This window comes from Burkholderia pyrrocinia (genome assembly GCF_001028665.1).
Lineage (GTDB): Bacteria > Pseudomonadota > Gammaproteobacteria > Burkholderiales > Burkholderiaceae > Burkholderia > Burkholderia pyrrocinia.
On sequence record NZ_CP011503.1, the window covers coordinates 95,215 to 107,286 of the forward strand.

Here is a 12,072-nt window from a genome sequence, read left to right on the forward strand (position 1 = left end):
GACGCGCGAAGCCGTCGCAAGGTTCATTCGATCTTTAGTTGAAATCGTTTTCCAGGAACGGATTGCGCTTCACCGCCTGGTCGAGCGTGACGAGCGTCTCCAGCAGCGCGCCCATCCGGTTCAGCGGCACCGCGTTCGGGCCGTCCGACTTCGCCTCGGCCGGATTCGGGTGCGTTTCCATGAAGAGGCCCGCGACGCCCGTCGCGACCGCCGCACGCGCGAGCACCGGCACGAATTCGCGCTGGCCGCCCGAGCTCGTGCCCTGCCCGCCCGGCAGCTGCACCGAGTGGGTCGCATCGAACACGACGGGCGCGTTCGTTTCGCGCATGATCGCGAGCGAACGCATATCGGACACGAGATTGTTGTAGCCGAACGAGACGCCGCGTTCGCACGCCATGAAGCGGTCTTCCGACAGCCCCGCTTCACGGGCCGCGTCGCGCGCCTTGTCGATCACGTTCTTCATGTCGTGCGGCGCGAGGAACTGGCCCTTCTTGATGTTGACGGGCTTGCCCGAGCGCGCGCACGCATGGATGAAATCGGTCTGGCGGCACAGGAACGCGGGCGTCTGCAACACGTCGACGACCGACGCGACCTGCTCGATCTCGTCGATCGAATGCACGTCGGTCAGCACCGGCAGGCCGAGCTGGCGCTTCACCTCGGACAGGATCCGCAGGCCCTCGTCCATTCCGAGGCCGCGAAACGACTTGCCCGAGCTGCGGTTCGCCTTGTCATAGGACGACTTGTAGATGAACGGTACGTTCAGCTTCTCGCAGATTTCCTTCAGGCGGCCCGCCGTATCGATCGTCATTTGCTCCGATTCGACGACGCAGGTACCCGCGATCAGGAAAAAAGGCTTGTCGAGACCGACCTCGAAATCGCACAGCTTCATGCTTTCACTCCGCGCGCTTGCTTGTTGGCGAGCGCGGCTTCGACGAACGACTTGAACAGGGGATGGCCGTCACGCGGCGTGGACGTGAATTCCGGGTGGAACTGCACGCCGACGAACCACGGGTGCATCGAGCGCGGCAGTTCCATCATTTCCGGCAGATCCTCGCTCGGGGTACGCGCGCTGATGATAAGGCCGCCGCTTTCGAGCTGGGGCACGAAGCGGTTATTGACTTCATAACGGTGGCGATGACGCTCGTTCACGTCCTTGCCATAGATTTCTTCCGCCATCGTGCCGGGCTTGATCGGGCAGCGCTGCGAGCCGAGGCGCATCGTGCCGCCGAGATCGGATTCCTCGGTGCGCGTCTCGACCTTGCCGTCGCGGTCGAACCACTCGGTGATCAGCGCGACCACGCGTTCCGGCGTGTCCGGATCGAATTCCGTGCTGTTCGCCTGCTTCAGGCCGACGACGTCGCGCGCAAACTCGATCACCGCGAGCTGCATGCCCAGGCAGATGCCGAGATAAGGCACCTTCGCCTCGCGCGCATGGCGGATCGCCGCGATCTTGCCTTCGGTGCCGCGACGGCCGAAACCGCCCGGGACCAGCACCGCGTCGAGGTGCTTCAGGCTGTCGACACCGTTCGTCTCGATCTCTTCCGAGTCGATGTACTCGATGTTGACCTTCGTCGACGTGTGCAGCGATGCATGGCGCAGCGCCTCGATCAGCGACTTGTACGATTCGGTCAGGTCGACGTACTTGCCGACCATGCCGATCGTCACTTCGTGCTTCGGGTTCTCAAGCTTCTCGACGAGTTCCGACCACATGCTCAGGTCGGCATCGTGCGGCGACAGCTTCAGCTCGTCGCAGATGATCTTGTCGAGGCCCTGGTCGTGCAGCATCTGCGGAATCTTGTAGATGCTGTCGGCGTCCCACACCGAGATCACGGCGTCTTCCGGCACGTTCGAGAACATCGAGATCTTCTTCGATTCGTCGTCGGGGATGCGGCGATCCGCGCGGCACAGCAGCACGTGCGGCAGGATGCCGATCTCGCGCAGCTTCTGCACGCTGTGCTGGGTCGGCTTCGTCTTCAGCTCGCCGGCCGTCGCGACGTACGGCACGAGCGTCAGGTGCACGAAGCACGCGCTGTTGCGGCCGAGGCGCAGGCTCATCTGGCGCGCAGCTTCGAGGAACGGCAGCGACTCGATGTCGCCGACGGTGCCGCCGATCTCGACGATCGCGACATCCGGCTCGCCGCAGGTGGCCGATGCGGCCCCGCGCTCGATGAATGCCTGGATCTCGTTCGTGATGTGCGGAATGACCTGCACGGTCTTGCCGAGATAGTCGCCGCGGCGTTCCTTGCGGATCACCGATTCGTAGATCTGGCCGGTCGTGAAGTTGTTGGCCTTGCGCATCTTCGTGCTGATGAAGCGCTCATAGTGGCCGAGGTCGAGGTCCGTCTCCGCTCCGTCTTCCGTCACAAACACTTCGCCGTGCTGGAACGGGCTCATCGTGCCGGGGTCGACGTTGATGTAGGGATCGAGTTTGAGGAGGGTGACTTTCAGACCGCGCGATTCAAGGATCGCGGCGAGGGAAGCGGCGGCAATGCCCTTGCCAAGGGAAGAAACTACGCCGCCGGTGACGAAAACATATTTGGTCATCGCTGGATGCTCGCGGGAAAAACGGATTATACCGTAAAGCCCGCCCTTTTCTCAGCAACTGACGTGATGATCGCGCCCTTTCGGGCAGACCCGCGCCAACCGCCCGCCGGGCGAAAACCGGCCGGCCGGTCGGCACGACCGCACATGCCGGGACGCCGGACGGAGCGTCAGGCGCGCTTCGCGAGCGGGGCGCCGCCCTGCGACACACCGCCCTCCTCCGCCTTCAGCGAATTCAGCATCCGCTGCAATGCGCGGGCCGTCTCGAGCGGCCGCTCCATCGGGAACAGGTGGCTGCCCTCGAGCCACTCGACGCGGCCGCGCGTCGCACGGCGCGTCGCATCGAGCCCGACCTGCCGCACCTCGCGCGAACGCGTGCCGGCGAGAAACCCGAGCGGCACCGGCGCGCCGTGCGCGAGCCGCGGGCCGAGCGTGTGCGGCAGCGTCCGGTAGATCAGGTATTCGACCTGCCGGTCGAACGCGAGCGCGCGCTCGCCGTCGGCACCGGCCTGCGGAATGCCGTAGTCGATGTAGTCGGCCAGCATCCGTTCGTCCCAGCGGGCGAACGCGGGCTTCTCGCGGAAGTGCCGCCAGACTTCGTCGCGGCTCACCCAGTGCGTGCGCCGGTTGCGCGTCGCGGCGGCCGGCGACAGCCGCTCGTCGAGCCCCGCCCACTGGCTCGCGCGCAACGCACCGGCACGCCAGCCCGCGATGATCGGCGAATCGATCATCACGACGCCGCGCACCCATTGCGGCTTCCTCAGCGCGGCCATCAGCGACAGGTAGCCGCCGAGCGAATGGCCGACGAGCCACACGGGGCGCTCGTAGCGGCTGCCGATGTCGTCGAGCAGCTGCTCGACGAGATGCGGCCAGTCGCGCGTCACCGGGTAGCGGCGGTCGTGGCCGATCCGTTCGATGTAGCGCAGCTCGTAGTCGTCGGCCAGTTCGGCGAAGATCGTCCGGTATGTCGACGCCGGAAAGCCGTTCGCATGCGAGAAGTGGAGGATGTCCTTCAAATGCCGATGTCTCCTTTGTCGACGGGAGTGAGTGCTTCAGCACTGACTCCCGTCCCATGCTTCGCGTTCTACCGGGCCAGTGCTCCGGCACTTTGCGCTGGCCACATGCATTCTTTATAAACCCGCCCTCGCCCCGGTCAACGGTCCATCCAGTACCGTCGCTGTACGTCGCGGTAACGCTCGAATGCGAACCCGCCGTCAGCCGGCGCGACGTCGAACCGCACGGCGCCGTCGCGATCGGTGCGCGGCAGCGGAATCCCGCGCGCCTCGTAGCGCGCGAGGACGGTCCGGTGCGGATGTCCGAAGCGATTGCGATAGCCTACAGGAAATACCGCGACGCGCGGCCCGACCGAATCGAGGAAAGGCTCGACCGACGACGTGCGGCTGCCGTGGTGCGGAACGACCAGGATCTGCGCGGCCAGCGCGTCGCGCGCGGCGTCCACGAGCTGGCGTTCGACGCGTGCTTCGATGTCGCCCGTCAGCAGCGCGGATGTGCCGCCCGCGTCGATGCGCAGCACGCACGATTGCCCGTTCGACGAGCCCGCGCCCGGGCCGCCCGACGGCCAGAGCATCGTGAAAACGACGCCGTCCCAGGTCCAGCGCTGCCCGGCCGCGCACGGCAGCCGGTCGGCCACGCCGGCGGCCGTCGCGTCGCGCCACAGCGGGCTCTTCGCCGGAATGCCGGCCAGCAGCTGACGCACGTCGGCTGCCGCATAGACGGCCGGCGCGCCGCCGGCGTGATCGGCGTCCGCGTGACTGAGCACGAGCGAATCGATTACCGCGATGCCGCGCGCCCGCAGCGTCGGCGCGACGATCCGCGCCCCGGCGTGGGTCGACTCCGCGCCCGGCCCCGCATCGAACAGCAAGGTTCGGCGCGCGGTCTCCACCAGCACCGACGCGCCCTGCCCGACGTCGAGCACGGTCAGCCGGAAGCCGCCCGGCGGCGGTGCATCGGCTGCGGGCGCGACGAGCGGCAGCCACGTGAGCGGCGCCGCCCAGCGCAACGGCCAGCCGCGGGGCATCAGCGCCCACGCGACGCCCACGCACGCAAGCGCCAGCACCGGCCAGTCGGGCATGCGCAGCCAGAACACGCCAGCCGGCCAGTCGGCGAGATACCCGAGCAGCGTCATCATCGGTTCGAGCGCCGCATGCGCAAGCCGGAACGCGTACGCATCGAGCGGCGCAGGCAGCGCGATGCCAGCCAGCACGATCGGCGTCACGACCGTGCTCACCCAGGGAATCGCGAACGCGTTGCCGAACGGGCCCGACAGCGAAATCTGCGCGAACCACGCCGCCGTCAGCGGCGCAAGACCGATCGTCACCGCGTACTGCACGCGCGTGGCCTCGGCGATGCGGCGCGCGGCGCGCATGCCCCACGCGCGCAACCGGCCCGGCGGGCTGGGCGTATCGTCCTGCTCTACGCCCGCTGTGTCGACTTCACGCGCCGCTCGCCAGCCCGCGACAGTCAGCAGGATGACGGCGACCGCCCCGAACGACAGCCAGAACCCGGCCGACAGCACGGCCCACGGATCGGCCAGCAGCACGCCGCCGAGCGCCGCGCACAGCACCGCCGACGTCGGCACGCTGCGCCCGGCCAGATACGCGATGCCGCCGGCCGCGATCATCCACCACGCGCGCTGCGCCGGCACGTTGAAGCCGGCGAGCGCCGCATAACCGGCCGCAGCGGCCAGCGCGGCAAGCGATGCCGCGTACGGCGCCGGCAACACGAGCGTCGCGGCCCGCGCACGCCAGCGCAACCGGCGCCAGACCATCGACACGAGCCCGCCCGCAATCGCGCCGACGAGCCCGACGTGCAGACCGGAAATCGCGACCAGATGGCTCGTGCCCGTGTTGCGCAGCACGCGCCAGTCGTCGCCGCCGATGCCGGACTGGTCGCCGATCGCGAGCGCGGCGACGATGCCGCGATGGCCGGCGTCGACCCCGAGCGTCTCGCCGATGCGTGCCCGCAGCGCATCGCGCAGTCGATCGATCGATGCACGCCAACCCGATGCGTGCGCATCGAGCAATACCGACCGCCGCGGCGCGCTGACATAACCGATCGCGCGGATACCTGCGGCAAGCCATGCCGCCTCGCTGTCGCGCACGCCGGCATTGGCCTCGGCGTGCGGGCGCTTCAAGCGCACGACGAAACGCCAGCGCTGCGCGGCACGCAGGTCGGGAAGCGCGTCGCGGGTCGCGGCTGGGCCATACGCGCGCCACGACAGCCGAATCAATGGCGGGAAACGGGCCAGCCCCGCATCGTTCGACTCGACCGCGAGCAGCAGCCGCGCGCCCGTCTCGTCGACGACGGGCAGCCCCCGGATCACGCCGGTGACGACGATGTCGCGCCCCTCCCATTCGACGGGCAAGCTGTCGCGCAGCCGCCATTCGGCCCGCGCCGCCGCGTAGCCGAACCCGGCCACACAGGCCGCGAGCGCGCACAGCATCCATCCGAGCGCGACGGTCGTGCGCGTGCGCCGGCGGCGCATGTACCACGCACCCGGCACCGCACAGCCCGCGAGCACGACCGCACCGATCGTCCATGCGATCGCACCCGGCAACGCCGCCTGCCGCTGCAGCACGACGGCGCCGAGCGCGAACGCGACCCACCACACGCGCATCCCGCCTCCTCGTCGACCTGGCGCCGCCGTTGCGAACGCGGCGCCTTCCGGCAACGATTATGAGGACGAAAGTGCGAGTCGCGGCAGCGCGGCGAGCGCGTTAGCCGAAGTGCATAGGGACAGTGCGCCGGCGTCGAGACCGCGCAGTTCGGCGAGCACGTCGCCGATGCGCGGCACCTGGTCGGGCGTGTTTCGGGATCTGTACGCCCATTCGGGCGCAATGTCGGGCGCGTCCGTCTCGACGACGATCGCGTCGAGCGGCAATTCCGTGGCGAGCCGGCGGATCTGCAACGCGCGCGTAAACGTCACGTTGCCGCCGAAGCCGAGATGCAGCCCTTGCGCGAGATACGCTTCGGCCTGCTGGAAACTGCCGTTGAATGCATGCGCGATGCCGCGCCGCACGTTGAAACGGCGCAGCCCCGCGAGCACGCGGTCCTGCGACTTGCGCACGTGGCACAGCACGGGCAGGTCGAATTCGCGCGCCAGCTTGAGCTGCCCCTGGTAGAAGAGCTGCTGCCGGTCTTCGTCGAGCCCCGGTACGAAATAGTCGAGACCGATCTCGCCGATCGCGACGAAGCGCGGATCGTCGAGGCTCGCTTCGATCTCCATGCGCAGCCGGTCGAGATCCTCGTCGCGCGCGTGCGGCGTATACATCGGATGGATGCCTAGCGCGTAGGCCGCACCCGGCGTGCGCTGCGCGAGTTCGCGTACCGTCGCGAAGTTGTCGCGCCCGATGCTCGGGATCACGATTCGCGACACGCCGGCCGCGCGCGCCGCCTGCGCGACCGCGTCACGGTCGGTGTCGAACTCGGCGGCATCGAGGTGGCAGTGCGTATCGATCCACATGACGGCATTCCTGTACCGCTGCACCGCGCCGGGACAAACCCGGCAGCGCGGCCAGCGGCGTTCGCTTACACCGGCAGCGCCGGCTCCTCGTGCAGCACGCCGTCGCGCAACCGCATGATGCGGTCGCAGCGCGCGGCAAGATCGGGATCGTGCGTGACGATCACGAAGCTCGTTTCGAGCGTCTCGGACAGTTCGAGCATCAGGTTGAACACCGTGTCGGCCGTCGTGCCGTCGAGGTTGCCGGTCGGCTCGTCGGCGAGCACGCACGCGGGCTTCGTGACCAGCGCGCGCGCGATCGCGACGCGCTGCCGCTCGCCGCCCGACAGCTCGCCCGGCCGGTGCTTCGCACGTGGGCCCAGACCGACGCGTTCGAGCATCGCCTGGGCCTGCGCGCGCGCGTCCTCGGTCGTCATCCGGCGGATGCGCAGTGGCATCGCAACGTTGTCGAGCGCGGTGAACTCGGGCAGCAGGTGATGGAACTGGTAGACGAAGCCGAGCGCGCGGTTGCGCAATTCGTTGCGCTCGCGCTCGGCGAGCTGCGTGAACGGCTTGCCGAGCAGCGACACTTCGCCCGCGCTCGGCTCGTCGAGCCCGCCCAGCACGTGCAGCAGCGTGCTCTTGCCGGAACCCGACGCGCCGACGACCGCGAGCTTCTCGCCGCGCCGCACCGTCAGCTCGGTGTTGTTGAGCACCTGCACGTTGAAGCCGCCCTGCACGAACGCCTTCGTGATCCCGCGCGCCTGAAGCACGTATTCCTGCATACCTGCCGAATCCTGTCTGTTGTGTTGTTTTGAATCCGCGAATGCGGTCGCGCGGTCATTCATAACGAAGTGCCTCCGCCGGCTTCACCTTCGCACCGCGCCAGCTCGGATAGAGCGTCGCGACGGCCGACAGCGCGAACGCGATCAGCCCGATCCGGATCACGTCGCTCGCAACAAGCTCGGACGGCAGCTCGCTGATGAAGTACACGGACGGCGGCAGGAACTGCACGCCGAACAGGTGTTCGATCATCGGGATCAGCCACGGGATGCTCCACGCGATCAGGCAGCCGAGCGCGACGCCCGACGCCGTGCCGACGAAGCCGATCGTCACGCCCTGCACGACGAAGATCTTCATGATCGACCCCGGCTGCGCGCCGAGCGTGCGCAGGATCGCGATGTCGGCCTGCTTGTTGGTCACGGTCATCACGAGCGACGACACGAGATTGAACGCGGCCACCGCGATGATCAGCGTCAGGATGATGAACATCATCCGCTTCTCGATCTGCACGGCCGAGAACCACGTCTTGTTCTGCTGCGTCCAGTCGCGGATGTACAGGCTGCCCGACAGCGTATGCGACAGCTCGACCGCGACCTGCGGCGCCTTCTGCATGTCGGTCAGCCGCAGCCGCACGCCGGTCGGCGCGGCCATCCGGAACAGCGCCTCGGCGTCGCGGATGTTGATCATCGCGAGCGTGCTGTCGTATTCGTAGTGGCCGGACTCGAACACGCCGACGACCGTGAACTGCTTCAGGCGCGGCATCATTCCGGCTGGCGTGATCGAGCCTTCGGGCGCGACGAGCGTGACCTTGTCGCCGACCGTCACGCCGAGGTTGCCGGCGAGCGCGTCGCCGAGCACGATGCCGAACTGGCCCGGCACGAGCGCGGTAAGCTGCCCGGCCTTCATGTCCTTGCCGATGTCCGACACCTGTGGCTCGAGCGCCGGCTCGACGCCGCGCAGCATCACGCCGCTCACCGCGTCCTGGCGCGTGAGCAGCGCCTGCGCGTCGACGTACGGCGCCGCGCCGACCACCGACGGATTGCGGCGCGCTTCCTGCGCGGTCAGTTGCCAGTCGGGCATCGAGCCCGTCGGCGAGAACACCTCGACGTGCGCGAGCACCGACAGCATGCGGTCGCGCACTTCCTTCTGGAAGCCGTTCATCACCGACAGCACGACGATCAGCGCCGCGACGCCAAGCGCGATCCCGAGCATCGACACGAGGGCGATGAAGGAAATGAAGCCGTTGCCGGTCGTGCGTTTGCCGGCGCGCGTATAGCGCCAGCCGATCTGCCATTCGTACGGAAGTTTCAAGCGAATCCTTTCTGCTGGTTACGGCGGGGAGGCGCCCCGGGGCCGAACCGCCGCCCGGCGGCGGCCACCGGCCCGGGCACGGTCGAAAAACGGCCGCCGGACGCGAACGGGCCGTCTGCCGGCCCGATCACGCGCGCAGTTTGCCATACAATGCGCACCATCATGCACGACCGACGCCTCCATTTTCTCGTTCCGTTCGCGCTGCCGTCGGCGGCCGATGCGGCCTCGTCCCTGCACACGCTGGACAGCCCCGCGCTCGAAAAGTTGCTCGCCCGCGCGAGCCTCGTCGAGCGCGTGGCCGGCGAAGACTTCCAGCGCACGCTGCCGCACGAGCGCTGGCTGGCCCGCCAGTTCGGCGCAACCCGGGGCAACGCCGCGGACGAGGCGCCGCTCGCGCCCTACATGTTGCTGGCGGACGGCGGCGAACCCGGCGCGCACGCCTGGGCATGCGTCGAGCCCGTGCACGTCGAAATCGCGCACGATCACCTGGTGCTCGTCGATCCGGCGGCCCTCGCGCTCGACGAAGGCGACGCGGCCGCGCTGCTCGCGGTCGCGCGGCCGCTGATCGAGGAGCTCGGCGTGCGCCTCGAAGCGCCGAACCCCGCGCGCTGGTACCTGTCGAGCGAACAGCTCGCACGGCTCGCCGGCGCCGCGCCGCTGCGCGCAAGCGGCCGCAACATCGAGATCTGGCTGCCGCACGAGGCGCACACGGGCGAACGCTCGCGGATGTGGATGAAACTGCAGAACGAAGTGCAGATGGCGTGGTTCGAGCATCCTGTCAACGAAGCCCGCGAGGCGCGTGGCCTGCCGACCGTCAATTCGATCTGGTTCCATGCGCAGGGCACGCTGAAGCCGGTCGGCAAGCCGTTCGCGCGCGTGCTGTCTGCGTCGTCCGCCGCGCTCGGCCTCGCGCGCGCCGCGCAAGCCGAAGCCGGCACCCCGCCCGCCACGTTCGGCGCGCTGCCCGCCGCCGATGGCGCGACGCTCGTCGAGCTGCCGGCGCTGACTACCCCATTCATCGAACAGGACTGGGCGCGCTGGCACGACGGGCTCGCCGCGCTCGAGCGCGACTGGTTCGCGCCCGCGCTCGCCGCACTGCAGAACGGTGCGCTCGCCAGCGTCGACTTCACGCTGTGCGGCGATACGAGCTCCGTGACGCTGCACGCGACGCGCGGCGATCTGCGCAAATTCTGGCGCCGCCGTGCGCTCGCCTCCCTGTTCGAATAACCAGCAGACCCCGAATGACCCGGATCGTTACCCGCCCCGTCGCGCCCGCCGACGCCGAAGTGCTCGCGCGCCACGGCCTGCATCCCGTCCTCGCACGCCTGTACGCGTCGCGCGGCGTGCAGTCCCCGACCGACATCGAGACCGCGCTCGCACGCCTCGTCCCGCCCACCGAGCTGAAAGGCTGCGCCGACGCGGCGTCGCTGCTTGCCGACGCGATCGCCGACAAACGACGCCTGCTCGTCGTCGCCGACTACGACTGCGACGGCGCGACCGCGTGCGCGGTCGCGGTGCGCGGCCTGCGGATGTTCGGCGCGCAGATCGACTACCTGGTGCCGAACCGCTTCGAATACGGCTACGGCCTCACGCCCGAGATCGTCGAGCTCGCGGCCGCGCGCAAGCCCGACCTGCTGATCACCGTCGACAACGGGATCGCAAGCGTCGCGGGCGTCGAAGCCGCGAACGCACGCGGCATCGACGTGCTCGTGACCGACCACCACCTGCCCGGCGACGCGCTGCCCGCCGCCCGCGCGATCGTCAACCCGAACCAGCCCGGCTGCGCGTTCCCGAGCAAGCACATCGCCGGCGTCGGCGTGATGTTCTACGTGCTGCTCGCGCTGCGCGCCGAACTGCGCCGCCGCGGCGCATTCGCAAGCAAGGAAGCCGAGCCGCGCCTCGACGGCCTGCTCGACCTCGTCGCGCTCGGCACCGTCGCCGACGTCGTGCGGCTCGACGGCAACAACCGTGTGCTCGTCGCACAGGGGCTGCAGCGCATCCGCAACGGCCGCATGCAGCCGGGCATCGCCGCGCTGTTCCGCGCCGCCGCGCGCGAAGCGCGCACCGCGTCGGGCTTCGACCTCGGCTTCGGCCTCGGCCCGCGGCTCAACGCCGCGGGGCGGCTGTCCGACATGTCGCTCGGCATCGAGTGCCTGATCACCGACGACATCGGCCGCGCGTGGGATCTCGCGCAGCAGCTCGACGTGATGAACCGCGAGCGCCGCGAGATCGAGGCCGGCATGCAGCAGCAGGCGCTCGCCGATCTCGCCGACGTCGACCCGGCCGACGCGTGCACGATCACGCTGTTCAACCCCGAGTGGCACCAGGGCGTGATCGGCATCGTCGCCGGGCGGCTCAAGGAAAAATTCCACCGCCCGTCGTTCACGTTCGCGCACGCGGACGACGAAGGCAAGCGGGTCAAGGGGTCGGGCCGGTCGATCGCCGGCTTCCACCTGCGCGACGCGCTCGACCTCGTGTCGAAACGCGAGCCGGACCTGATCGTCGCGTTCGGCGGCCATGCAATGGCGGCCGGCCTCACGCTCGACACCGAGAACGTGCCGCGCTTCGCGGCCGCGTTCGAGGCCGTCGCGCGCGAATGGCTGTCCGACGACGCGCTCGCCCGCGTGATCGAGACCGACGGCGAACTCGAGGACGCATACTTCACGCCGCAGTTCGTCGGGCTGCTCGACGAGGCCGTCTGGGGGCAAGGTTTTCCGGCCCCGCTTTTCTCCGGCGAATTCGACGTCGTGTCGCAGTCGCTCGTGAAGGAAAAGCACCTGAAGCTGCAGCTTGCGCGCGGCCGCCAGCGCTTCAACGCGATCTGGTTCAACCACACCGAGCCGCTGCCGGCGAGCGCGCTGATCGCGTACCGCCTCGTCGCCGACACGTGGAACGGCGTCACGCGCGTCCAGTTGATCGTCGAACACGCGGCCGGCTGAGCGCGGACCGCCCTGCCCGCAGTGCCCGCCGATGCATGC

The 12,072-nt window shown here is 69.1% G+C and carries 9 protein-coding genes; 2 read left to right on the forward strand and 7 right to left on the reverse strand.

The genetic code is table 11. The annotated features are described in order from the left end of the window. Window positions 1-34: 34 nt before the first annotated feature. The 7 genes from kdsA to ABD05_RS00485 all read right to left on the reverse strand — a co-directional run bounded on the left by kdsA (window position 35) and on the right by ABD05_RS00485 (window position 9,094). The gene (kdsA, locus tag ABD05_RS00455) at window positions 35-889 is read right to left on the reverse strand and encodes a 3-deoxy-8-phosphooctulonate synthase (RefSeq protein WP_047898480.1); all 855 of its coding nucleotides are present in this window, start codon (window positions 887-889) and stop codon (window positions 35-37) included. Then, window positions 886-2,544, reverse strand: a complete 1,659-nt coding sequence (locus tag ABD05_RS00460; protein ID WP_047898481.1) for a CTP synthase — start codon at window positions 2,542-2,544, stop codon at window positions 886-888. The genes kdsA and ABD05_RS00460 overlap by 4 nt, the downstream gene beginning before the upstream one ends. Before the next feature lie 167 nt (window positions 2,545-2,711). After that, entirely contained in the window at window positions 2,712-3,557 is an 846-nt protein-coding gene (locus ABD05_RS00465) for an alpha/beta fold hydrolase (protein ID WP_047898482.1), read from the reverse strand. A 137-nt stretch (window positions 3,558-3,694) separates the two neighbouring features. Continuing rightward, entirely contained in the window at window positions 3,695-6,178 is a 2,484-nt protein-coding gene (locus ABD05_RS00470) for a DNA internalization-related competence protein ComEC/Rec2 (protein WP_047898483.1), read from the reverse strand. A 57-nt stretch (window positions 6,179-6,235) separates the two neighbouring features. Beyond that, window positions 6,236-7,024: a TatD family hydrolase gene (locus ABD05_RS00475; RefSeq protein WP_047898484.1), complete on the reverse strand. Its 789-nt coding sequence runs from the start codon at window positions 7,022-7,024 to the stop codon at window positions 6,236-6,238. Window positions 7,025-7,089: 65 nt separating this feature from the next. After that, on the reverse strand, window positions 7,090-7,848 hold the full coding sequence (gene lolD / locus ABD05_RS00480) for a lipoprotein-releasing ABC transporter ATP-binding protein LolD (protein WP_375167711.1): 759 nt from the start codon (window positions 7,846-7,848) through the stop codon (window positions 7,090-7,092). Continuing rightward, window positions 7,841-9,094 (reverse strand): lipoprotein-releasing ABC transporter permease subunit, encoded by a 1,254-nt coding sequence (locus ABD05_RS00485; RefSeq protein WP_047898485.1) that lies wholly within the window; start codon window positions 9,092-9,094, stop codon window positions 7,841-7,843. Before ABD05_RS00485 ends, lolD begins: the two co-directional genes overlap by 8 nt. 150 nt (window positions 9,095-9,244) lie before the next feature. On the opposite strand from ABD05_RS00485, the gene ABD05_RS00490 reads away from it, so the two are divergent. Both ABD05_RS00490 and recJ read left to right on the forward strand, forming a co-directional pair. Continuing rightward, the gene (locus ABD05_RS00490) at window positions 9,245-10,321 is read left to right on the forward strand and encodes a hypothetical protein (RefSeq protein ID WP_047898486.1); all 1,077 of its coding nucleotides are present in this window, start codon (window positions 9,245-9,247) and stop codon (window positions 10,319-10,321) included. A 14-nt stretch (window positions 10,322-10,335) separates the two neighbouring features. Next, entirely contained in the window at window positions 10,336-12,033 is a 1,698-nt protein-coding gene (gene recJ, locus ABD05_RS00495; RefSeq protein WP_047898487.1) for a single-stranded-DNA-specific exonuclease RecJ, read from the forward strand. The last annotated feature ends 39 nt before the right edge of the window (window positions 12,034-12,072 follow it).